Source organism: Labilibaculum euxinicum, from assembly GCF_963678175.1.
GTDB classification, from domain to species: Bacteria; Bacteroidota; Bacteroidia; order Bacteroidales; family Marinifilaceae; genus Labilibaculum; species Labilibaculum euxinus.
In genome coordinates, this window is record NZ_OY782756.1 from 4,998,193 (window position 1) to 5,020,916 (window position 22,724).

Annotated in this window: 23 protein-coding genes; 11 read left to right on the plus strand and 12 right to left on the minus strand. The window is 35.3% G+C overall.

From position 1 onward, the window contains the following. Positions 1-4: 4 nt before the first annotated feature. Positions 5-3,070 (minus strand): SusC/RagA family TonB-linked outer membrane protein, encoded by a 3,066-nt coding sequence (locus ACY0M5_RS19765; protein ID WP_461630343.1) that lies wholly within the window; start codon positions 3,068-3,070, stop codon positions 5-7. 444 nt (positions 3,071-3,514) lie between these two features. Here ACY0M5_RS19765 and ACY0M5_RS19770 point away from each other — a divergent pair, with 444 nt between their 5' ends. Continuing rightward, a complete protein-coding gene (locus ACY0M5_RS19770; RefSeq protein ID WP_461630344.1) occupies positions 3,515-4,051 on the plus strand; it encodes a gamma carbonic anhydrase family protein in 537 nt (178 codons plus the stop codon). Between the two features lie 74 nt (positions 4,052-4,125). Here ACY0M5_RS19770 and murI read toward each other — a convergent pair whose 3' ends face one another. The 8 genes from murI to ACY0M5_RS19810 form a co-directional block, all read right to left on the minus strand. Continuing rightward, positions 4,126-4,953 (minus strand): glutamate racemase, encoded by an 828-nt coding sequence (gene murI, locus ACY0M5_RS19775; protein ID WP_461630345.1) that lies wholly within the window; start codon positions 4,951-4,953, stop codon positions 4,126-4,128. Between the two features lie 64 nt (positions 4,954-5,017). Next, a complete protein-coding gene (locus ACY0M5_RS19780) occupies positions 5,018-5,533 on the minus strand; it encodes an OmpH/Skp family outer membrane protein (protein WP_101308243.1) in 516 nt (171 codons plus the stop codon). 30 nt (positions 5,534-5,563) lie between these two features. Then, a complete protein-coding gene (locus ACY0M5_RS19785) occupies positions 5,564-6,085 on the minus strand; it encodes an OmpH/Skp family outer membrane protein (RefSeq protein WP_461630346.1) in 522 nt (173 codons plus the stop codon). 75 nt (positions 6,086-6,160) lie between these two features. Continuing rightward, positions 6,161-8,695 (minus strand): outer membrane protein assembly factor BamA, encoded by a 2,535-nt coding sequence (gene bamA / locus ACY0M5_RS19790; RefSeq protein ID WP_124992376.1) that lies wholly within the window; start codon positions 8,693-8,695, stop codon positions 6,161-6,163. Between the two features lie 24 nt (positions 8,696-8,719). Beyond that, positions 8,720-9,466: an isoprenyl transferase gene (locus ACY0M5_RS19795; RefSeq protein ID WP_461630347.1), complete on the minus strand. Its 747-nt coding sequence runs from the start codon at positions 9,464-9,466 to the stop codon at positions 8,720-8,722. A gap of 3 nt (positions 9,467-9,469) precedes the next feature. Beyond that, positions 9,470-10,135, minus strand: a complete 666-nt coding sequence (gene porG / locus ACY0M5_RS19800) for a type IX secretion system protein PorG (RefSeq protein ID WP_124992378.1) — start codon at positions 10,133-10,135, stop codon at positions 9,470-9,472. Positions 10,136-10,346: 211 nt separating this feature from the next. Further along, positions 10,347-11,231, minus strand: a complete 885-nt coding sequence (locus ACY0M5_RS19805; RefSeq protein ID WP_124992379.1) for an NAD kinase — start codon at positions 11,229-11,231, stop codon at positions 10,347-10,349. A 208-nt stretch (positions 11,232-11,439) separates the two neighbouring features. Then, complete coding sequence (locus ACY0M5_RS19810) at positions 11,440-12,105, minus strand: CBS domain-containing protein (RefSeq protein WP_101308237.1); 666 nt, start codon at positions 12,103-12,105, stop codon at positions 11,440-11,442. Between the two features lie 113 nt (positions 12,106-12,218). On the opposite strand from ACY0M5_RS19810, the gene ACY0M5_RS19815 reads away from it, so the two are divergent. Both ACY0M5_RS19815 and ACY0M5_RS19820 read left to right on the plus strand, forming a co-directional pair. Beyond that, on the plus strand, positions 12,219-12,932 hold the full coding sequence (locus tag ACY0M5_RS19815; protein WP_461630348.1) for a pyridoxine 5'-phosphate synthase: 714 nt from the start codon (positions 12,219-12,221) through the stop codon (positions 12,930-12,932). 140 nt (positions 12,933-13,072) lie between these two features. Next, complete coding sequence (locus ACY0M5_RS19820; protein ID WP_124992381.1) at positions 13,073-13,882, plus strand: alpha/beta fold hydrolase; 810 nt, start codon at positions 13,073-13,075, stop codon at positions 13,880-13,882. 414 nt (positions 13,883-14,296) lie between these two features. On the opposite strand, the gene ACY0M5_RS19825 is transcribed toward ACY0M5_RS19820, so the two are convergent. From ACY0M5_RS19825 to udk, 3 genes are all read right to left on the minus strand, one after another. Beyond that, a complete protein-coding gene (locus tag ACY0M5_RS19825; protein WP_461630349.1) occupies positions 14,297-15,412 on the minus strand; it encodes a hypothetical protein in 1,116 nt (371 codons plus the stop codon). A 107-nt stretch (positions 15,413-15,519) separates the two neighbouring features. Then, entirely contained in the window at positions 15,520-16,242 is a 723-nt protein-coding gene (locus tag ACY0M5_RS19830; protein WP_156194536.1) for a 3'-5' exonuclease, read from the minus strand. 103 nt (positions 16,243-16,345) lie between these two features. Continuing rightward, complete coding sequence (gene udk, locus ACY0M5_RS19835) at positions 16,346-16,963, minus strand: uridine kinase (RefSeq protein WP_124992384.1); 618 nt, start codon at positions 16,961-16,963, stop codon at positions 16,346-16,348. 90 nt (positions 16,964-17,053) lie between these two features. Here udk and ACY0M5_RS19840 point away from each other — a divergent pair, with 90 nt between their 5' ends. The 8 genes from ACY0M5_RS19840 (at position 17,054) to ACY0M5_RS19875 (ending at position 22,715) form a co-directional block, all read left to right on the plus strand. Further along, a complete protein-coding gene (locus tag ACY0M5_RS19840; RefSeq protein WP_461630350.1) occupies positions 17,054-17,356 on the plus strand; it encodes a Dabb family protein in 303 nt (100 codons plus the stop codon). Between the two features lie 48 nt (positions 17,357-17,404). Then, the gene (locus tag ACY0M5_RS19845; RefSeq protein ID WP_461630351.1) at positions 17,405-18,382 is read left to right on the plus strand and encodes a type I phosphomannose isomerase catalytic subunit; all 978 of its coding nucleotides are present in this window, start codon (positions 17,405-17,407) and stop codon (positions 18,380-18,382) included. A gap of 153 nt (positions 18,383-18,535) precedes the next feature. Further along, entirely contained in the window at positions 18,536-19,150 is a 615-nt protein-coding gene (yihA, locus tag ACY0M5_RS19850) for a ribosome biogenesis GTP-binding protein YihA/YsxC (protein ID WP_124992387.1), read from the plus strand. A 174-nt stretch (positions 19,151-19,324) separates the two neighbouring features. Continuing rightward, positions 19,325-20,257: a ribose-phosphate pyrophosphokinase gene (locus tag ACY0M5_RS19855; RefSeq protein ID WP_124992388.1), complete on the plus strand. Its 933-nt coding sequence runs from the start codon at positions 19,325-19,327 to the stop codon at positions 20,255-20,257. Between the two features lie 118 nt (positions 20,258-20,375). Continuing rightward, entirely contained in the window at positions 20,376-20,948 is a 573-nt protein-coding gene (locus tag ACY0M5_RS19860) for a 50S ribosomal protein L25/general stress protein Ctc (RefSeq protein WP_124992389.1), read from the plus strand. 165 nt (positions 20,949-21,113) lie between these two features. Then, complete coding sequence (gene pth / locus ACY0M5_RS19865; RefSeq protein ID WP_225441368.1) at positions 21,114-21,755, plus strand: aminoacyl-tRNA hydrolase; 642 nt, start codon at positions 21,114-21,116, stop codon at positions 21,753-21,755. A gap of 14 nt (positions 21,756-21,769) precedes the next feature. After that, positions 21,770-22,147, plus strand: coding sequence for an RNA-binding S4 domain-containing protein (locus ACY0M5_RS19870; RefSeq protein WP_101308225.1), 378 nt, complete (start codon positions 21,770-21,772; stop codon positions 22,145-22,147). Positions 22,148-22,175: 28 nt separating this feature from the next. Continuing rightward, complete coding sequence (locus ACY0M5_RS19875) at positions 22,176-22,715, plus strand: DUF4924 family protein (protein ID WP_124992390.1); 540 nt, start codon at positions 22,176-22,178, stop codon at positions 22,713-22,715. Positions 22,716-22,724 lie beyond the last annotated feature (9 nt).

The following is a 22,724-nucleotide window of genomic DNA, read 5'->3' on the forward strand; positions in this document are numbered from 1 at the left end:
TTTATTAGAACTTAATATTTAAGCCTACCAAGTAAGTTTTAATATTTGGTATACCGTTATTATCAATACCTGCTATAACCTTATTATTCACGTTAGCTACACTATCTGCATCACCAGGATCAACATACTGAACCTCAGGATCCAGTCCACTATAAGAAGTGAAAGTAAAAGGGTTACGAGCCTGAACATACATCCTAATAGACGATACATACGGTATTTTAATATCTTTGAAATTATAACCTAATGTGATGTCTGTAATCCTTAAATAGTCAGCATTCTCAAGAAAACGACTGGATCTTTTTAGATTCCATGAAGAAACATCTGTAGATAGATGTGGTCTAGGATTAGAAGCATTTGTATTTGTTGGAGTCCAATAGTCATTCATATCTGAAATCATATTATTCGAGAATGAAGGATAACCAGTAGCTCCACCATTCAATGCATCTTCTTTATACATTGCATAATTCTTTTTACCAATAGAGAATTGTCCATTAACTGATAAATCAAATCCCTTGTATTCAATGCTCATATTAACTCCACCATACATTGGAGCTATACCACCATCAAAAACCTTACGATCATCGCCATCAATCACCCCATCGTTATTTTGATCTACATAAATCATATCTCCAGGCTGAACCTTTTTCACATTCCCATCTTTATCTGCAGCATAACTATAAACCTCCTGAGCTATTCCTGCAGCTTCAATCAAATAAAAAGAACCTAAACTCTCTCCTTTTTTTACAATTGAGGCAAAACCTGTTGTATAATAATCTTTATTACTTGAAATCTCAACAACCTTGTTCTTATTGTAAGAAAAATTAGCACCAATTCTCCACTTCAAATCAGTTTTTTGTAAAATCACCACATCAGCTGCAATTTCGAAACCTTTATTCGAAATTTCACCTGTATTTGATTTCATTGTTTCAAAACCAGTTTCATGAACCACTGGCGTGTTATATAATAGATCTATAGTGGTTTTATCATATGCATCAATAGTTAATTTAACACGATCATTAAGCAAACCAAGATCTAAACCAATATTTGCTGATTGTCCTTTTTCCCATTCTAAATCTGGATTATATAAATTAGAAGCTGCAAGACCTGGATTTTGATTATAATTAAAACCACCTCCTAATAAGTTCTGTCCAGAAGAATAAAGAATCCCTGATTGATTTCCAGTATAACCAAACGAAGCTCGCAATTTCAGATTATTAATAACCTCAACATTAAAAAAGTCTTCATTAGAAACATTCCAGCCTGCTGAAATAGCAGGGAAAGATCCCCATTTATTACCAACAGCAAATTTGGAAGAACCATCACGACGCCAAGAAAGCATAAGGTTATACTTATTATCCCAAGATAATTGAAGACGAGTAAAGTATGATTCCAATGCACTTGCATAGTAATAACTACGCCCTTTATTAACCTCACCAGCAGATGTTAACCATGTCAGATCGTTAGATGGAAAATTTTCACCTTGCAAAAAAGAATCTTCATACCTCCACTCTTGGAAAGAGTGGCCAGCCAGCAAAGTATATTTCAACTTACTATCAAGCACTCGCCCAGAATAAGTTAAAGTATTTTCTATTAAATAATCTCTTGTATCAATACTCTTATATCTACCATAACCCCATGGTTCTCCATCTCCATTCTCTCCTCGCTTAGTATTTGGAGCGTCAAAACGATTATATCTTCCATTAGCAGTATTACCACTATAAGACGAATGCCACGTTAATCCTTCGATAGGTGTGAAATCAAAGAAAAATGTAGCTCCCATATTTCTCCATTTATCAGTCACTTTTCTTTCGAAAGCAAATAATGGATTTACAAAATTATACCTTCCAAGTTTCCCATTCTCGTCATAAGGACTTGCCACCGGACTCGCATTATGAGCAGCACTCCAAGGTTGATACATATTGTTATCCTCTTCCAAAGGAATCGATTCTGAAGCAGAAAAATATGACTGAATTCCAATTTTAAATTTATCACTAACCCTATGATCTAAATTAAATTTAGTCCGGTATTTTTTATAGGAATCCATTTTAATAACCCCTTCTTGATCATACAAAGATCCAGAAAAATAAAACCGTGTATTCTCAGAACCACCACTAATACTTACTTGGTGTTTCTGAACTTTCGACGTTTTTCTCAAAACTAAATCAATCCAGTCTGTATCAGCATTTGACGCCCCCATAGGTGTCAATACGTTAGGATCCTTAGGTCCAGCCAATAAACCTGAAGCAATATCCGCCTCATAGTTCTGACGAGCAACATCATGAATGTTTTTGTATTGTGCTCCATTCAATAAATTTGGTTCTTTAATAATTTCCTGTATTCCAAAAGAAGAATTTACTGAAACTACAGTTTTAGCATCATAAGTTCCTCTTTTTGTTTGTATTAACACAACCCCATTAGAAGCCCGAGAACCGTAAATCGCAGTTGATGCAGCATCTTTTAATACTTCCATACTCTCAATATCTTCAGCGGAGATATTCCCCATTGTTTCTTGAGCAACTCCATCAATAATGTATAGAACATTATTAGAAGCACTCAAAGAACCGTTACCTCGAACAGAAATCTGCGTCGCATCACCAGTCCTACCGCTAGTACTAACAATTTGAACTCCAGCAACCTTACCCTGTAGAGCCTGAGCAACTGAAGCTACTGGCTTTCCTGCTAAATCTTCAGTATTAACAGACGCAACAGAACCTGTCAACTCACTTCTTGTTACCGTACCATAACCAACAACTACAACCTCATCCATACCAATGGATTCAGACGCCATAACAACATTAATTGTAGAAGAGGTGATCTCTAACTCCTGCATAGTCATTCCAACAAAAGAAAAGACCAAAACCTTTCCATCAGCTGGAACATTTAAGGAGTAGTTACCATCGAAATCTGTAGTGGTACCGATGGTTGTACCTTTAACAATTACGGAAACTCCCGGGATAGACAGCCCATCATCGGCTGAAGTAACCACCCCTGAAACTTCTCGACTTTGAGCTAGAACGCTCTGTAATCCTATCACGAATAGGATTAACATCGAAAATAAACTTTTTTTCATAAACCTTTAGTTAGTGGTTAATTAACATTAATACACATTTATATATAAATTCATTCATCCCATAAAATGAGATAAAAGCAATAAAATGCACCCTTTAGAATTGTTCAAAGAAGAAATTTTAGTTTAATCACTAAAAAATAACTTCCCAAGTTGCAGATTTCAAAATACCCCTATTCATATCTGCGTCATCAAAAGTGTGAAAAAAACTTAAATTTTCAAACCTTTTTTATCGTAAACCTTTTAAATTTAAGTTGAAATAGACTTTAGAACTAACAAATTACCAATATGTAACACTTTTTGCTTTCAAATTAACACTATGCTATTGCTCTCATTTTCAAATTCATTCACGTTAACGTTTGCGTAACTTTTTTTACAACATATTTATAAAAGATCTTCAAAATATTTTTTTAATTATCTTTGTATTTATAATCAAACTAAATAAGAATGGCATTTATTAGAGAATTAAATGGAAAAACTCCGGTATTTGGAGACAATTGCTTTTTAGCAGAAACCGCTGCCATAATTGGTGATGTTGAGATGGGTAATGATTGTAGTATCTGGTACAGTGCTGTTTTACGCGGTGACGTTCATTCTATTCGTCTCGGGAACAATGTGAATGTTCAGGATAATGCAACCATTCATGCAACCTATAAAAAATCACCTACCACAATTGGAAATAATGTATCTATTGCCCACAATGCAGTGGTGCATGGTTGTACAATTAAAGACAATGTTCTTATAGGCATGGCCGCTGTTGTTCTTGATGATGCGATTATTGAAAGCAATGCGATTATTGCAGCAGGATCAGTTGTTACAAAAGGTACGCATGTTGAATCAGGCAGTGTATATGCAGGATCTCCGGCAAAAAAAATAAAAGAATTAAGTCCGGAATTATTAGAAGGTGAAATCAATCGAATTGCAAATAGTTATGCAATGTATGCCAGCTGGTACAAAGAAGATGAAGAAACCATCAAAGAGTAATTCAACTAAAAAAAACAGAGCCTTTCAATATAAAATTGAAAGGCTCTGTTTTTTATACTATAACCTATTAACAGTTAATAGCTAATATGCCGGGCCTTTAAAGCAATATTAAGAAATCGACTGGCCTTCTCCTCAAAACTATCTACAAATTCTGTAGTAAAGAATTCACAATTTGAGTTTTTACTGCATCTAACATCCATTTCGGGATGTCGAAAAAGGTAATCTTCTAAACTTCGGGCAACGATCTCTCCCTGAGAAATCAACTGAATGTGATCAGGAAGCATTTTCTTAATCTCCGACTGCATCAAAGGATAGTGAGTACACCCTAGTATTATCGAATCGATAAGAGGGTCTTTAGCCAATAAACTATCAATGTTCTTTTTAATGAAATACCTTCCACCATCCGTATCAATCTCATTATTTTCAACCAAAGGAACCCACATTGGACAAGCCTCCTGGACAACAACAACATCCGGGAACAATTTAGCTATCTCCAATGGATATGAATTAGAACGAATTGTGCCTACAGTTCCCATTACACCAATATGTTTGGACTTCGTAATTTTGGAAACCTCTTCAGCACTAGGGCGAATAACTCCAAGAACCCTCCTGTTGGAATTTATTTTTGGTAAATCATGTTGCTGAATGGTACGAAGCGCTTTGGCCGAAGCTGTATTACATGCAAGTATAACCAACTCACAGCCCATTGAAAAAAGCTGCTCAACAGCCTCTAGTGTGTAATCATATACAACATCATATGAGCGGGTACCATACGGACTTCTGGCATTATCTCCCAGATAAATAAAATCATATTCAGGTAAGCTCTTAAGCAGTTCATTTAATACGGTTAAACCTCCATATCCTGAATCGAAAACACCAATGGGCTGACTATTTTTTATCATTCTGGTAAAAATAAGAAAAGGTGATATTAAAAATACCACCTTTTCACAATATCCTGAAAAATATTTACAGTATTCCTAATTTTGTTTTTACCAATGGCATAATATCAACACTGTTATTTGAGTTGAACAAGATAACACCAGTACTAATATCAAAAACATAAATGAATCCATTCTCAGCACCAACAGCCTTTATTGCAGCTGAAGCTTTATCGAAAATCGGCTTTAATAATTCATTTTGCTTTTTTTGAAGTTCTTGCTGAGCAAATCCATCAAATGTCTGCATACGATTTTGCAAATCCTGAATTTCTTTTTCTTTATTGGCTCTTACAGCCTCCGAAAGAGTTTCTCTTTTCTCTACATAAGCATTTACCAAAGTTTGATACTCTTCTCTCATTGCTTTAATTTGAGCATCATACTCTGCTGCCGCAGCTTGAATTTGTTTTTGTGCCTGCTCTTTTTCAGGCATAATCGACAGTAATTTATTCGAGTCGATATGGCCAAATTTTAAGGTTTGAGCAAATGTACTTGAACCTGCAGATAGGATAATGGCTAATAAAGTTACTTTTAAAAAATGTCTCATAATATCACTCAGTTAGTTTTTATTTTAATTTTAATTAGTTCTAATACCTAACTTATACAGTACCTTATCACTTAAATCAAACTTTTGATTACTGTATATAATTGTTGGTCCATTAGCACGATCAATAATCATACCATAAGTTCCGTCTTTTGCAATTTCTTTTATTGCTTCATAAATATCGTCCTGAATTGGCTTTATTAATTCCTGACGCTTTTTATAAAGATCCCCATTTATTCCAAAATACTTTTGCTGCAATTTTTGAGCTAAAATTTCATTGTCAAAAATCTCTTTTTCTCTTTTTTCTCTCATTTCTGAGGATAAAAACACCTCATCAGCTCTAAACTTCGCCTGCAATTCCTTTATCTCAGAAGCTATTTTCTCAATTTCTATTTGCCAATTGCTTGAAATCTGATCAAGTTGTTCCTGAGCATTCTTATAATCAGGCATTTTATCGAGAATATATTCTGTATCAACGAATCCGTAACGTTGCTGAGAATACAAATTCCCTATCAATACACATACACATCCAATTATTAATACTAAACGCTTCATTCGATTCTTTTTTAGAATTAAAATCTAAAATAACTTAAATTATAATAGCTCCAAAGACCAGTTACATGAAATAAGTTAAAATTGTTGACCAATTACAAAATGGAATTGACCACCGTTCTGTCCTGCCTGATTCGCTTCATCAAATCCATATCCGTAATCAATTCCTAATAATCCAAACATAGGAAGGAATATTCGAAGTCCAACACCTGCAGAACGCTTCAAATTGAATGGTTGAAATTGTTCAAAATCGTAATAGGCATTACCTGCTTCAGCAAATGCCAATGCATAAATTGTTGCAGACTGGCTTAAAGATAATGGATAACGAACCTCTGCTGTAAATTTAGAATAAATATTACCACCCAAACGTCTGCCATTTGCACTTACTGGTGTTAATGATCCATTTTCATATCCTCTCAGTCCAATATTGTCACTTCCGTACATGCTGTATCCCGACATACCATCACCTCCTACTTCAAATCCTTCGAAAGGTGACCTTTTATCCTTATTAAAATACCCCAAGTATCCAAATTCAGTTCCTGTATATAAAACCAGTTTATCAGTACTATTCAATAAGGATGTGTACATTTTTCCTTTAAATACCCATTTGTGATATTCAATCCATTTATATCTCTTTTGATTATCTCTATCACTAGTCGTCAGTCGAGAATAGTTTATATTATCAAATAACGAATATGGAGGAGTTACCTTAACACTTAATGAAAAAGATGAACCTCTTCTTGTGTACAGCGGATTATCAATTGAGCTTCTGGATAATGTTGTTGTAAAACTGAAATTATTAGATGTTCCATTAGCTATTAAATAATACTGCCAATCTTTTAATCTATAGTTTTGATAACTAACCTCGTTATACAAAGAAAAATAATTATCAGGCCACTTTAAACGACGAGCCAACCCAACACTTGCTCCAAATACCTTCTGGCTTTGATCTGAATTACCATTCATTCCAGCACCATAACTATAGTTTCTGCTATAAGAGCGACTATATCCGGTTTGCTGAGAATAATAAATTGAAGTGCTTAATGAAGTTGGTTTTTTACCCCCTAACCAAGGCTCGGTAAATGACATGCTATAAGAATTGTAGTATGAACCATTCGTTTGAGCACGTATACTCAATGTTTGCCCGTCTCCCGTTGGCAAAGGACTCCAAGCCTCTTTGTTAAACATATTTCTAATCGAGAAATTAGAAAATTTCAAACCAACGGTACCAATAATCATTCCAGCACCCCATCCTCCGGAAAGTTCTATCTGGTCATTCGCTTTTTCTTCTAACTTATAATTAATATCCACGGTTCCACTTTCAGGGTGAGGTTTCACATCCGGACTAATCGTTTCCGGATCAAAATGACCTAACTGAGCCAATTCCCTTACACTTCGAATGATATCCGATTTGCTAAACAATTCTCCAGGATATGTATACAACTCCCGACGGGCAACATGCTCATGAGTTTTTGTATTTCCAATAATATTTACTCTATCTATGGTTGCCTGTTTTCCTTCAACAATTCTCATTTCAAGATTAATAGAATCCTTACCAATAACTGTTTCTACAGGATTCACATTGAAGAATAAATATCCTTTGTCAAGATACTGATTACTAACAGCATCATCATCGCTGCTCAATCTCTTGTCAAGTAAAGTCTGATTGTAAACATCTCCTTTTTTAATTCCTAATACTCTTTGCAACCAGTAACCGGTGTACACTGTATTACCAACCCAATCTATATTATTGAAGAAATACTGATTCCCTTCTTTCACTTTCACATGAATATTCACTCTATCCTCAGATACCTGTTCAATGCTATCTGATAAAACAAGTGCATCCCTATAACCTTTTTCATTGTACTTCTCAATTAAAGTCAATTTATCCTCATTCCATTTTTCTTCAATATACTTCGAAGATTTTAAGAAATTTCTGAATGTTTTTTCTTTTGAATCCTTGATTGCCTTTTTCACCTTTTTATCGGTAAAAGCTGTATTTCCCTCAACAAAAATATGCTTAATCTTAATTTTATTGTTTCGATCAATATTAATATCGAGTATCACACTATTTTCCTCTGCTGAATCATCCCTTTGAATAACGGAAACACTAGTATTGTAAAAACCCTTTTCTTTAAAGTATCCTTCAACTATAGTTTTTATGTTTGTAACCAGATAATCGGTAACCTGAGTTCCTTTCATCAGCTTTAATTTCTCTTTCAGCTTTGTTGTCTCACTTTTTGATGTTCCGTTATAATTTACCAAAGACAATCGAGGACGTTCCTGAAGTTGTATATTAAGGTAAATCTTGTTCCCTATTTCCTTGGTTGCTGTAATTTGAATGTCCGAAAAGAGACCTTGTTTATACAATTTATTAATTGCATTTGTTACTTTTTCACCAGGAACTTCAATGGTAGTACCAACACGAAGACCTGAAATTTGCACCAAAACATTATTTTCCAAATGTTTTACTCCTGTTACTGTAACGCCACCCAATTCATAACTTTTTGGAGAAGAATAATGAGTTACCGGATTATAAATTGTATCGGTTTCCTGTGCTAACGCACTAAAACTTAAAAATAGAGTAAAAATGAAAGTTAATCTTTTAATCATTACTTGAATTATAATGGTTAATGCTTATTTATCTTTAATTTGTTCACTAATCTTACCAAATCGACGCTCTCTGTTCTGATAATCAAAAAGTGCTTTATATAGTTCTTCTTTATTGAAATCAGGCCAGAACAATTCAGTAAAATACAATTCAGAATAAGCTATTTGCCACAAAAGAAAATTGCTTATTCTGTTTTCTCCACTCGTTCTTATCAAAAGTTCCGGATCAGGAATACCTTTTGTGGTAAGTTGATTAGAGAACAAGTCCGAATTAATTTCATCCAGAGATATATCTCCGTTTTTAACCTGACTTGCAATACTTTTAACTGCATTCACAATTTCCCATCTAGAGCTATAACTTAAGGCTAAAACCAAAGTCAAACCTGAATTCCCAGATGTATTGGAAATTGTTCCCTGTAATTTCTCCCTTACCTCAAGCGGCAAACTTGCCAGATCGCCAATTGCCTGCAGGCGAACATTGTTCTTCATTAAAGTGGGAGTCTCATTTTCTATTGCTTCGACCAACAAGGACATTAATCCTAAAACCTCATCCTGAGGTCGATTCCAATTCTCGGTAGAAAACGCGTACAGGGTTAAATAAGAAATTCCAAGCTCGCCGGCAGCTTCAACAGTTCGTCTTACTGCTTCAACGCCGTTCTGATGACCAACAATACGATGTTCTCCCCGCATTTTTGCCCATCTCCCATTCCCATCCATTATAATGGCAAGATGAGTTGGCAGCTTTTCCTTTACTATTTTATCTTTAAATGACATATCTTATTTTACAAAGCGATCGTATGAATGGCATTCTTCATTATCTGGGAATAATTTATAACTTATCATTACTCCAAAAAAAGATGCCCAATCGTTATTGTGTACTAAACTACTTTTATTAAGATCATTTGGATCATCAAGATGATCCAGATCATCGGTAAAACTCTTCCTAAAACTCCATTCTAAAGCCGCTGTCCATCTTCCTGTTAAGTTAGTTTTCACACCAACTCCCATTGGAATTGTGAATGAAGAGCTGGTGCTGCTTGGAGCAATGTATCCTATTCCTCCTGTAAGATAAGGAACCAGAGTCTGGCTTTTTGTTTTTTTAGGTGACCAAAAAGACTGAAAGTTAAATTCTACCTGCAGTGATAGATCAACTAAATCTGTTTTGAATGATGCACCTCTTGCTTGTTGATATGAATTATTAAAATCCCTATCCTCTGCTTTTAAACCTGAAAACAACATGCCAGCCCTTAAGGCATACCGTGAATTAAAATTATAGCGGTAAATTCCTCCCAAGGCAACTGAATTTGAATAAAACTGCTTTTGAGGATTAATATCACCCATGTAATAGGAGACTCCGCCAAAGAAGCCTAACTCTGCTTTAGTCTGCGAAAAAGCTGAATTTCCTATCGCAAAAAACAGTATTCCCAATATCAGTTTATACATGAAATCAAGTTTGTGTTTTCCTTCCTGTAAACAAAGTGAAGTTGTTGCTTAAGCTCCTAAAACCGTTGGTTTGAAGAGGATGTACTCTATCTCAATTTATTCACAAGCTACAAAAGTAACATATAATCTTAAAAAACCTTATCAATGAAAAAAAATAACGCCAACCCGTCGTTAAATTTTGTTAAAATGAAAACCCAAATAAAATTGTTCTCTAGTTACGTTTATCAACACCCCACATGAGCTTGTTTCTCAAGGTTCCGTAAAAACTATGTGTTTTTAGTTTTAATACCTTAATCTGAAAATCAGCTCTCCTGATTTTCAGTTCAATTGATGATTCAAAAGTACAGGAGCGAGAATCAAGCGAAGCCAAATAACTCTCACTTCGACCTTCAACCCGAAGTGTTATTTCATGATGATTGGGCACAACAATCGGTCGAACTGTAAGGTTGTGCGGAGAAATAGGTGAAATGATAAAATTTTGTGTGTTGGGGATTAATATTGGTCCGCCAACACTTAGCGAATATGCTGTAGATCCGGTTGGAGTCGCTATAATTAAACCATCGGCCCAATAAGAATTCAAATACTCATTATTCAGATAGGTATGAATAGTGATCATCGAAGCCGAGTCAGTTTTATGAACGGTAAATTCGTTTAAAGCATAATTAAATTCCTCAAACAAACCATTCCTTGATGTTTCCAACTGCAGTAAGTTCCGTTCCTCGAAACTATATTCTCCGGCCACAATATCAGCCAATGCCTGCGGTATTTCATCCTGAGCAATATCGGCCATAAAACCTAAGCGACCACTATTAATCCCAACCAATGGAATCCCCGAATCGCGCACAAATGTCACCGCATCCAAGAAAGTACCATCTCCACCAATACTAAAGAAGAAATCCACTTTCTTATCCAAATCCTTATTGCTACGAAAATAGGACTGAACAGGAGGTTTAAAATTAATTTCCCTGATTAGAAAATCATAAAAAGGCTCATAAATGATTACTTCGATATTATGACTGGTAAAAACGTCAAACATCATAATAAAACTTTCGGTAAAGCTTTCGTTAAATGATCTGCCAAAAAGTGCAACTTTCATACTTCACAAATTTGTGTTTTGTTTATTTGCTTGTGTAACAGAATCCAAAAAATTCTAAAACCTTTTTAAATTTACACTCACTTAAAATCCTATAAAACCTTAAGATTGGCTTGGTATGTCTGTTTAAGTAATGTTTAGCACAAATATAGAGTAATCTGATTAGTGGCAAGAATTCTACGCAGAAAAAGAAGCCTAAAACTTAAGCTTTTTAGATATTTAGAAACCTCATGAACGAATTGTATCGATCCTCCATCATATCTTTCATGTCATCTTCACGAACATAGGTAGTTTTAATGGTGTAATCGTAACGCAAAAAAGTTTGTATTATTGAAGTGATATTGGTTCGGTTTATTTTAATAGTTAATTCAATTTTTCTTGAATCCGTAGATGATGTCACATACAGACTGAGAATTTTTGCATCATTACTCTCTACAATTCTAGATATTTCACTTAAAGAATAATCTACAGAATTAAGTTCTAACACAACGATACCTCCAGGTTCGCGAACGGAAAAAATTCTTTCAATGTATTGCATCAAATCATTTAAAGTTATAAGACCAACATAGGTTTTCTCATCTTCCAAAACCGGTATCACAGTCAATTTAAGCCTTGAAATTATCTCTATTACTTCGTAGATATGATGATTTTCGTTTACATAGGGACTAAACAGGGATAATTTTTGATCGCCGATAGGTTCTTCCGCCTTGTTTAAGTCGTAGATATCGTTGTCTGAAATTAAGCCCAGAAACTGATCCCCCTTTACTATTGGCAAATGAGAAACTCTGAAAATCTCCATCCAGTTAAGAGCTTGAATCCCCGTATCTGTTTCCCGTAATACCGGAACTACATCAGAAATTAAATCTTTTGCTATCATACATACCTGTTTTCTAGGAATTACTTTTAATTTTGCCTTAAGGAGAATTTAATTACACAAAGAAAATTTGTACTTATTTTCACCTATTTATTCTACCAATAAAGTTATATAAAATGACCAGACTTAGTGTAAATATAAACAAAATTGCGACAATTAGAAATGCCCGCGGAGGGAATACTCCTAATGTTTGCAAGGTAGCTTTAGATTGTGAAAGATTTGGAGCTGAAGGTATTACAGTACATCCTCGTCCTGACGAAAGACATATTCGTTATCAGGATGTTAGGGATTTAGAATCTTTAGTTATAACCGAATTTAATATTGAAGGATATCCAACCCGGGATTTTATTGATTTGGTTGTAAAAGCAAAACCGGCACAGGTCACTCTTGTTCCTGATCCTCCAGAGGCATTAACTTCGAATGCAGGATGGGATACAGTTAAAAATCGTGATATATTAGTCGAAATTATAAAGGAATTTAAAGCTGCCGGCATCAGAACTTCCATTTTTGTTGACACAGATCTTGCTAATATTGAAGGTGCTGTTGCCACCGGAACAGATCGTATAGAACTATACACAGAACCGTATGCGACAAATTATCCTAAAAATAAAGAGGAAGCCATTCGTCCTTTTGTGATTGCAGCAAAAAAGGCTCACGAATTAGGCTTGGAAATTAATGCCGGACACGATTTGAGCTTGGAAAATCTTAAATATTTTAACGATAACATTCCAAATTTAACTGAGGTATCAATTGGGCATGCCCTTATTTCTGATTCATTGTACTATGGTTTGGAAAATACCATTCAGATGTATCTTAGGTGTTTGAAATAAGCCTGAACTCATTACATATTTACAAAAGGATGCTCTCAAAGCATCCTTTTCTATTTCTAAATCTTCTTAAAAAACTCAACTTCACCAATCACTTTATTGATTTGGTTCTTATCTTTATTTCCGAAATAAATCTCAGGCAAATGAAACTCAATTACAAAAAACTTGGCAAAGGCCGCCCTTTACTAATTCTTCATGGTCTTTACGGCGCATCGGATAATTGGCTGACTATTGCCAAAGAGCTATCGAATAACTTCACGGTTTACATTATTGATCAGAGAAACCACGGAGACTCTCCTCATGCCAACTCACATACTTATCAGGATTTAAAAGAAGATCTTCTGGAATTTATGAACGATCACAAAATTGAAAAGGCCATTTTACTTGGGCATTCGATGGGCGGGAAAACGGTTATGTTCTTTGCTGCCGATCATCCCGAAAGAGTAAGCAGTCTGCTTGTTGTGGATATTGCTCCCAAAAACTACAGCAAAATTTCCGATTACGCCCCACAAACAATCGATCACTCCTGCATCGTTAAAGCAATGCTTAATTTGGATTTATCGCTTTACAAAAACAGAACCGAAATTGATGCAAAATTAACAGAAAGTATAACCAGTAAACGTGTCAGACAATTTCTTCTTAAAAATTTGAAAAGAGACGAGAACAAACAGTTTATCTGGAAACTAAATATTAAAACCATTAACGATTACTTACCTCAAATAATGGACGGTATTGATGGTGATCGTTTTGCAGAAGGCAAAGGAATCACAGCATTTCCTGTTCTATTTATCCGTGGCGAAAAATCGAATTACATAAGCGATAACGACCACAATTTAATACGAACAATATTTCCAAAAGCAGAAATAACAACCATTCCCAATGCCGGACATTGGGTGCATGCCGAACAGCCAAAACTACTGGTTAAAACTGTTGAATATTTTGCTTTGGATTAAAATGTGCTATTTCAGGAGAAGACACTCCCGTTCGTAAATTGACCATCTCTGTGCGCCGACTGAGGTCTTCCGTTTGGCATGGATGGGCTTCCGTGCGCGTTGGACCCCTTTCCGTTCGGCAGTTTTGTGCTTCCGTGCGCAGGTTGAAATACTCCGTTCGGAGTGAATACCCTTCCGTTCGCGAACGGAACAAGTGAAAGTACGAACGGAACACTCGCCTTCACGAACGGAGAATTATTTTCAGGGAACGGAAAGAATCCGGAAGCGAAACAAATTGTGGGGACAGGCTACATTTGTTTGAGGACAGGCAGAGCAAGCAAAACTATTGATTATAACAGTGAAGTATTTTGTTTTGGATTCAATAAAAAACCCGAAACGAATTCGTCTCGGGGCTAAAATTCAATTATTTTCATACTACCACTGACCACCTTTTAAAACAAAGCGTGTCATAGCTTGTATGTTTTCTTCCTTGTTTGAACTATTATCTGCATGAATGCCGTCTTCGTATTTGAAACCAATAATCTTCACAAAATAGTCTTCACCTACTGTTAATTCAGACAACAAATCCAATTCATTAGCAGTAGAAGAGCTAATTACAATTTCTTTTTCCTCTCCTGCCACAGCAGATTGTCTTGCGCTTCTGAATTTAGGAGCATTTTCATTCGCATTCTTATCCAAAATCTCAACATAGTAGTAAATATTATCCTCATCTACGGCCTTCCACTTTACAGTAACTTGTGAACTACCACTTGCATGTGATGCTGTAATATCAAAATTACTTAACGCTTTAATATCTGAAGCGTAAAGTTGTTCCTCCAATTTATACTGCTCTTTATTAGCCAGTTTGATATAAAACTTGATCGTTTGAGATCCCGCAAAATCATTAACATACTTAAACCGATCATTAGCTGATAACTGAAATGCCTTCCCCCCTTTAAAATCGGTAAATTCTTCTAACTGATAAGAACTTGAAGCGTCAGGCAAAACAGTTACATTAGAAAGACTATTACCACGAACAATATATTCCAATCGGTAAGCTGACTCATAAACATTATTAACCAAACGTAACTCATTCACAACATAAGCATCTGCTTTCACATCATTTATTCCATCTATATCTGTATAAAACTCCCTGGTTCCTGTCGAACTATTAAGCTTCAAATAGGAATTAGTTGATTTATCCTGAATAAACCATTCTTGCCTATTATCCGCAGAAATAGATTCATCTTTAATCACCAACTGATTATCTATTAAACTCCATTCTCCAACAACTTCATCTCTCCGACCACTAAATTCTTGCTTTTTCAACACTCCTCCCCCTTCAAAACGATACACGATCAAAGCATCATTACGATTATAATCAGATGATAAAAAAGGATTTGCATACCAATACTTGTTGGTTAGGTCGGAAGATTTAAATTCAAAAACGTCCTCTTCTCCACCTCCACTACTGCTTCCACAAGAGGTTAAAAATAGGCTTCCAGCAATCAATATCGCAAAGGACAATTTATTATAAAATGAAGTATTCATCAGATTTACTATCTTTTAGTTTTTAAAATATTTTTGAATAAAATTAGGATTTACATCCTGATATACAAACACGAAAAAAGCGAAACTATTGTACAATAGCAAGACATTTATAACAATACCCGCTCAAAATTGGTTTCCGGAATTAAATCCTCTCCCTGATAACGTAAAAACACCTGCGCTGTGGCCAGAATATCTTTCTCACAATATACAGCAATGCGTTCCAAATCATTATCCTGCCAATACACTTTACCCACCATCGATCCGTCAATATCATCTTTTGGTGTAGAGATACCGAAAATCTCACAAAGCAAAGCCAAAGAAGTATAATGCTTATAATCGCCGAATTTCCAGAGTTCCATGGTATCTAAAAACTGTACTTCCCAAGGTTTTTTGCCTGCAATATCCAGAACTGAAGGCAACACAACGCCGTTTATCAGCATTCTTCGGGCTATGTATGGGAAATCGAATTCCTTTCCATTGTGTGCACACAGGTTTCGATTCGGTTTGCTGCAAAAACGATCCAACATCAAAGCAAATTCCTCTAACAATTGCTTTTCATCGTCACCATAATATGATTTCGCAACAAACTTTTTCTCTCCATTTTTTTTAGTCACCAAACCCGTTGAAATGCAAACAATTTTACCAAATTCGGCATAAATTCCTGCCCTTCCATATACATCAGATGGCGATTCTTCCTCTTTTCGAAAATAATCAGATTTTTTCTCCCACAGCTCCTGCAACTTAGGCGACATTTCCTCAAAAGCTGCATTTCCTGAAACTGTCTCGATATCTACAAAAAGTAAATTTTCAACTTTAATTTGATTCAGCATAACAAAAGACTTATCATAAATAAAAATGAAAAGTTAGAAAAAAAGGAGACAGTAACAAAGTCTCCATTCTAATTTTTCTTATCCAGAAATAAAAATAAACAACTTACTGATGCTCGATCAGGTTTTTCTGAATAAAATGGGTTAAAATATCTATCGCCACAATATTATTACCTCCTTGCGGCACAATAATATCAGCATAACGCTTGCTTGGTTCTATAAACTGAAGGTGCATTGGTTTTACCGTTTTTTCGTAACGATCCAATACTTTTTCAACAGACCTGCCCCGTTCAACAATATCTCTTTTAATTACCCGGTTTAAACGATCATCAGCATCGCAATCAACAAATACCTTTAAATCCATTAAATCCCGAAGAACCGGATCGGTTAAAATCAAAAGTCCTTCTACAATAATTACTCCTTTTGGTTCTACTCTAATCGTTTCATCGGAACGCAGGCAAGTGATATACGAATAAATAGGTTGATTTATTGAGACACCTTGTTTTAAATTCTTCACATGCTCAATTAACAATTCAAACTCTATTGATCTTGGATGATCAAAATTTATTTCCTGACGTTCTTCCAGTGTAAGCTCTTCATTCGACCTGTAATATGAATCCTGAGGTAAAACGGCAACGTCTCCATGATTTAACCTTTCAATGATTTTTCTTACCACTGTAGTTTTGCCAGAGCCTGTTCCTCCGGCAATTCCAATAATCAACATGTTGTATGATATTTAGATGTTTGATTCAAAAATGCTAATTTTGCATTAACTTCGGCTGGAAAGTTACTAATAATTTAAAAAATAATTAAAATGATCAAGCACATTGCAATGTTTAAGTTTAAAGCTTTTGAATCGGCTGAAGCAAAAGAGAATTACTTTAACAGATTAAAAAAGGCATTTGACGGATTGGATGAAAGAATTCCTGAAATTAAATTTTTACAAATTGGTTTTGACCAACTTCGTTCTGATGCTTCATTTGATTTTGTAGTGAATGTTGATTTAGAAAACATTGACGCCTTGCCTTTATACGCTAACCATCCTGAACATTTAACAGCAGCATCGGTTGTAAAAGAAATGGCCGCAGAACGCAAAGTAATTGACTACGAATTTTAAGATTAGCCAAAAGCCAATATAGCAATCAAATTAATAAATTGTACAAAAATGAGTTTGTATCCATTGAAATTTACGCCCATCCTTAAAGATAAAATTTGGGGCGGAAGCAAATTAAAAACAGTATTGAATAAAGATTTTTCGCCACTGCCTAATGCGGGTGAGAGTTGGGAAATTTCAGGTGTAGAAGGAGATATTTCTGTTGTTAGCAATGGCTTTTTAGCTGGAAATGATCTGGAAGAACTCATTGAAATTTATATGGGAGACCTTGTAGGTGACCATGTTTATGAAAATTTCGGGGTTGAATTTCCTTTACTGATAAAATTTATTGATGCCAATGACGTCCTTTCCATTCAAGTACATCCTGATGATGAACTTTCGAAAGAAAGACACAATGCATATGGCAAAACAGAAATGTGGTATGTTATTGAAGCCGACAAAGGATCTGAACTGATTGTTGGATTCAATCAAAACATCACCAAAGAAGAATATTTAGCGAAATTGAAGGAAGGCAAACTGGAAGAGATTTTAAACAATGCACCTGTAAAAGAAGGAAGTTGTTTCTTTATTCCGGCTGGCCGTGTTCATGCAATTGGAAAAGGAATTCTGTTGGCCGAGATTCAACAAACATCTGATGTTACTTACCGGATGTACGATTTTAACCGAACTGATGATGCCGGCAACCCAAGAGAACTGCATACAGAACTTGCTGTTGATGCCATCGACTATAGTTTTGAGAAAAAATATGAAACCAGCTACCAAACTGAAATTAATAAAACTTCAGAACTTGTTCGTTGTCCCTATTTTACAACCAATATTCTGGAATTTGACAAACCACAGGAAAAAGACTACATAGAATTAGATTCTTTTGTGATTTATATGTGTTTGGAAGGTGATATGGAAATCACCTACGAAGAAGGTTCAATAACAGTTGCTAAGGGAGAAAGCGTTTTAATTCCTGCGATTATTAATAATTTGACTCTTACTCCGAAAACAAAAACAAAAATTCTTGAAGTCTATATAAAATAGACTGATAATAAATTATACGATCCTCTTTTTATACAATTAAAAAGAGGATTTTTTTATTCCCATACAATATGGGATGATCAGTCAATAAAGTTGAATCATTTTTCGGAAAAGATAAGAATCTGTATAACTTTGCAACGTAAAACAAAATACTCCATGAATATTACTAGTGCTAAATTTGTGATGTCCAATTCGGATATAAGAAAATGTCCGACCGATAATAAAGCAGAATATGCTTTTATCGGGCGTTCGAATGTTGGAAAGTCATCACTTATAAACATGCTGACCAATCATAAAGGTTTGGCAAAAATTTCTACCAAGCCTGGTAAAACACAATTGGTTAATCATTTCTTAATTAATGATGAATGGTATTTGGTAGATTTACCAGGATATGGTTTTGCCAAAGTTGCAAAGAATACCAAACAACGGTTTTCAAAGTTAATTTTCAGCTTTATTGAAAGCCGTCCCAATCTTATCAACTTATTTGTACTTGTGGATTGCAGACACGCACCTCAAGCCAAAGATGTTGATTTTATGGAATGGTTAGGTGTAAACGGAATCCCTTTCTCTATTATATTCACAAAGGCTGATAAGCTTGGCAAGCAACAATTATCTGAAAACATTAAAGCCTACGAAACTGAGTTATTGAATACATGGGAAGAAATGCCCCCTTACTTCATTAGTTCGGCATCAAGTGGATTAGGGAAAGACGAAATATTAAATTCTATTGATGAAACCAACAAAACGGTTTTGCTTCAAAAGCGAAAATAACAATAAAGGAAGATCTCGTAAAGACATCTTCTTTTTTATTTAAACAAAATAAATTATTCTTTAAAATGGATAAAATAAATTGCGGCAACTTGACTAAAATCAGTTTTTTGGCGCAATAATTCATAAATTTGCACAGTACAATAGTTATCTGATTTATAAACAAATAATATTTTAATGAAAGCCCCGATTAAAATCTTTTCTGGTTCGAACAGTGAGTATTTAGCAGGTGAAATTGCAAAAGCAGCAGGATTACAGTTAGGAAAATCAAGCATTACAAGATTTAGTGATGGTGAATTCGAAGTCTGTTACGAAGAAACTGTAAGAGGTGCTCAAGTATTCATTATCCAATCAACTTATCCCCCAACTGATAACTTGATGGAGCTATTGCTAATGATTGATGCGGCCAAAAGAGCATCTGCATATAAAGTTATTGCAGTAATCCCTTATTTCGGATTTGCCCGTCAGGATCGAAAAGATCGTCCCAGAGTTGCGATTGGAGCCAAATTGGTAGCCAATTTATTAATGGCTGCGGGCGTTGACCGTGTGATGACAATGGATCTTCACGCTGACCAAATTCAAGGATTTTTTGACATTCCTGTTGATCACTTGTATGGTTCCTCTGTACTTCTTCCTTACATCGAAAATTTAAAATTGGATAATCTGGTTGTTGCTTCTCCGGATATGGGTGGTAGTAAAAGAGCGAATACTTACGCAAAATATTTAAATGCAGGTTTGGCTATCTGCCACAAATCCCGCGAAAAAGCGAATGTGGTTGGTGAAATGACTGCAATTGGTGATGTTGATGGCAGACATGTTGTAATTGTTGATGACATGATTGATACGGCAGGCACAATTACAAAAGCCGCCAACATGTTAAAAGAGAAAGGTGCTCTTAGTGTACGTGCTATTGCAACACATGCTGTTCTATCCGGTCCGGCTTATGAACGAATTCAAGAATCGGCTTTAGAAGAGGTTGTTTTCACCGACTCGATACCTTTAAAAAGCGAATGTTCAAAAATTAAAGAATTGACTATTGCTGATATTTTCGCAAAAACAATTCTTAATGTTTATAATTGCGAATCAATCAGTTCCAATTTCATATTATAATTTATATCTTTGCGCAGATTTTTTCGGTAAAATATTTTATAAACGTGTAATGGGAAGTAAACGGAACTTTTTTACCGGGTGATGACGTTTATTTTGAGTAGCACATAATTTCAAGGAAATGAAAGTTTTTGAATTAAAAGGTTCTTTAAGAACAGATTTAGGAAAAAAAGCAAACAAAGCTCTTCGTAAAGAAGAAATGGTGCCATGTGAAGTATATGGTGGCGGTGAAAATATTCACTTTGCTATTAACGAAAAAGTATTGGGTAAATTACTTTTTACGCCAGACGTATATGTTATCAATGCAGATGTTGACGGAAAAAAATTCTCTTGTGTATTAAGAGATGTTCAGTATCACCCAGTTAATGACAAAGCTTTACATGCTGATTTCTATCAGGTATTTGAAGACAAAGCATTCGAAGTAGAATTACCAATTCGAGTTGAAGGATTCGCAATCGGTGTTCAGTCTGGTGGTAAATTAGCAGTTATCTCAAGAAAACTTAAGGTAAAAGGTCTAATGGCTGATCTTCCAGAAAATCTTCTTGTTAAAGTTAGCCACCTTGGACTTGGAAAAAGTATTCAGGTTGGAGAACTTGCTTATGATAACTTAGAACTTCTTAACTCTAAGAAATCAGTAGTTGTTCAAGTTAAGCTTACAAGAGCTGCTCGTGCTGCTGCTATGGCTGCAAAATAGATTTCAACACTATTTTGCTCAGCACAATGAAGCAAATAAATATAACCTCCCATTTATTGAAGAATGGGAGGTTTTTTTTAATATCCTTCGTTCCTAAAATGAAGGATGGAATGAATGCAAAGTTTTCATGGAAAATGCCGTGAATATTCTAACTTTGGATTTGTTATGATACAATTTCTAAAAAAACTATTTGGGCAGACTAAACATCCGCTGCAAGAAAATAATATTGAGATGAAATATCTGATTGTCGGCCTTGGCAACATTGGTGCTGAATACGCAAACACAAGACACAATATAGGATTTCGTATTTTGGATGCTCTTGCCGAGACAGCTAATATAGAATTCAAAGAAGCAAGATATGGAGCTGTTGCTGAATACAAGTTTAAAGGCCGGATCTTTGTGCTTGTAAAGCCAAACACTTATATGAATTTAAGTGGAAAATCGGTTAATTACTGGCTTCAGAAAGAAAAAATACCCGTTGAAAACATGATGGTTTTGGTTGATGACCTTGCCTTGCCGTTTGAAACTTTACGGTTGCGTCCGAAAGGAAGTGATGCCGGTCATAACGGATTAAAACACATCAACGAGATACTAGGACACCAAAACTATAACCGCCTGCGTTTTGGAATTGGTTCCGATTTTAGCAAAGGAAAGCAAGTAGACTACGTTTTAGGTGAATGGTCGCCTGAAGAGCTGGAGAAACTACCTGAACTCTTTAAAATCTGTATCAACATGATAAAAGGAATGAGTACCATTGGTATCCAGAGAACCATGACAGCATACAATACAAAAAAATCAGGCAGTTAAAAAAATAAGAAGCCATGGATGATAAGGTTAGAGTAGACAAATGGCTGTGGGCTGTACGTATTTTCAAAACCAGAAGTATGGCGGCCGAAGCTTGTAAAAAAGGAAAAGTTACCATTGGTGGTGTACACGTGAAACCATCGCGCGAAGTAAGGTTAAACGAACAAATTGATGTGCGTGTACCACCTATTACCCGCAGTTATTTGGTTACAGCTATATCCGGCAAACGGATGGGCGCAAAATTGGCCGTTGACTTTGTAAAAGACATAACTGCTCAGGATCAATTGGATTTATTGGAAGCAACCAATACACGTGGGTTTGAATCACGGGACAGAGGTATTGGAAGACCAACAAAATTAGATCGCAGATTAATTGATAAGCTTAAGAAGGAATAAACACATCAGGAACCGACAAGAAAAAAATATGATAATAGCACAGGATAAAAAGAAAACGAATTTAGCAGAATACATCCTTTACATGTGGCAAGTTGAGGATATCATCAGAGCCTATCAATTCAACATTGATAAAATTGACGAAAACATCATCAAACAATTCAATCAGCCGGAAGCTACTCAAAACGAAATTAGAGACTGGTACGAAAATCTGATTGAAATGATGAAGATTGAAAAAGTGGAAGAAACAGGACATCTTCAAATCCTTAAGAACAACGTAAACGAGCTTTACGATTTTCATGTTTATCTACTAACAAAAGGCAAAGATTCAGCCTACAACAACCATTATCAGCAGGCTCTTGGCAACATAACCGAATTTCGCGAAAAATCGAAAGCAACCCAGGAAAACAACGACATTGAGGTATGCCTTACTGCTTTGTATGGTATCTTAATGCTTAAACTTCAAGGAAAAGAAATCTCGAAAGACACCCTCTCGGCGATTACTACTTTCAGCCAAATGATTTCTGAATTAACTGCGAAATACAAGGCTTTCGAAGAAGAAAACGAATAATTACACAGC

Excerpts from the sequence above, each read along its gene's own strand:
- ACY0M5_RS19875 (WP_124992390.1), top strand. The coding sequence starts at position 22,176 with ATGATAATAGCACAGGATAAAAAGAAAACGAATTTAGCAGAATACATC.
- ACY0M5_RS19805 (WP_124992379.1), bottom strand. The coding sequence starts at position 11,231 with ATGAAAGTTGCACTTTTTGGCAGATCATTTAACGAAAGCTTTACCGAA.
- ACY0M5_RS19820 (WP_124992381.1), top strand. The coding sequence starts at position 13,073 with ATGAAACTCAATTACAAAAAACTTGGCAAAGGCCGCCCTTTACTAATT.
- ACY0M5_RS19825 (WP_461630349.1), bottom strand. The coding sequence starts at position 15,412 with ATGAATACTTCATTTTATAATAAATTGTCCTTTGCGATATTGATTGCT.
- udk (WP_124992384.1), bottom strand. The coding sequence starts at position 16,963 with ATGTTGATTATTGGAATTGCCGGAGGAACAGGCTCTGGCAAAACTACA.
- bamA (WP_124992376.1), bottom strand. The coding sequence starts at position 8,695 with ATGATTAAAAGATTAACTTTCATTTTTACTCTATTTTTAAGTTTTAGT.
- ACY0M5_RS19870 (WP_101308225.1), top strand. The coding sequence starts at position 21,770 with ATGGATGATAAGGTTAGAGTAGACAAATGGCTGTGGGCTGTACGTATT.
- ACY0M5_RS19795 (WP_461630347.1), bottom strand. The coding sequence starts at position 9,466 with ATGTCATTTAAAGATAAAATAGTAAAGGAAAAGCTGCCAACTCATCTT.
- ACY0M5_RS19845 (WP_461630351.1), top strand. The coding sequence starts at position 17,405 with ATGAGTTTGTATCCATTGAAATTTACGCCCATCCTTAAAGATAAAATT.
- porG (WP_124992378.1), bottom strand. The coding sequence starts at position 10,135 with ATGTATAAACTGATATTGGGAATACTGTTTTTTGCGATAGGAAATTCA.
- yihA (WP_124992387.1), top strand. The coding sequence starts at position 18,536 with ATGAATATTACTAGTGCTAAATTTGTGATGTCCAATTCGGATATAAGA.
- pth (WP_225441368.1), top strand. The coding sequence starts at position 21,114 with ATGATACAATTTCTAAAAAAACTATTTGGGCAGACTAAACATCCGCTG.
- ACY0M5_RS19840 (WP_461630350.1), top strand. The coding sequence starts at position 17,054 with ATGATCAAGCACATTGCAATGTTTAAGTTTAAAGCTTTTGAATCGGCT.
- murI (WP_461630345.1), bottom strand. The coding sequence starts at position 4,953 with ATGATAAAAAATAGTCAGCCCATTGGTGTTTTCGATTCAGGATATGGA.
- ACY0M5_RS19770 (WP_461630344.1), top strand. The coding sequence starts at position 3,515 with ATGGCATTTATTAGAGAATTAAATGGAAAAACTCCGGTATTTGGAGAC.
- ACY0M5_RS19830 (WP_156194536.1), bottom strand. The coding sequence starts at position 16,242 with ATGCTGAATCAAATTAAAGTTGAAAATTTACTTTTTGTAGATATCGAG.
- ACY0M5_RS19855 (WP_124992388.1), top strand. The coding sequence starts at position 19,325 with ATGAAAGCCCCGATTAAAATCTTTTCTGGTTCGAACAGTGAGTATTTA.
- ACY0M5_RS19810 (WP_101308237.1), bottom strand. The coding sequence starts at position 12,105 with ATGATAGCAAAAGATTTAATTTCTGATGTAGTTCCGGTATTACGGGAA.
- ACY0M5_RS19765 (WP_461630343.1), bottom strand. The coding sequence starts at position 3,070 with ATGAAAAAAAGTTTATTTTCGATGTTAATCCTATTCGTGATAGGATTA.
- ACY0M5_RS19785 (WP_461630346.1), bottom strand. The coding sequence starts at position 6,085 with ATGAAGCGTTTAGTATTAATAATTGGATGTGTATGTGTATTGATAGGG.
- ACY0M5_RS19815 (WP_461630348.1), top strand. The coding sequence starts at position 12,219 with ATGACCAGACTTAGTGTAAATATAAACAAAATTGCGACAATTAGAAAT.
- ACY0M5_RS19860 (WP_124992389.1), top strand. The coding sequence starts at position 20,376 with ATGAAAGTTTTTGAATTAAAAGGTTCTTTAAGAACAGATTTAGGAAAA.
- ACY0M5_RS19780 (WP_101308243.1), bottom strand. The coding sequence starts at position 5,533 with ATGAGACATTTTTTAAAAGTAACTTTATTAGCCATTATCCTATCTGCA.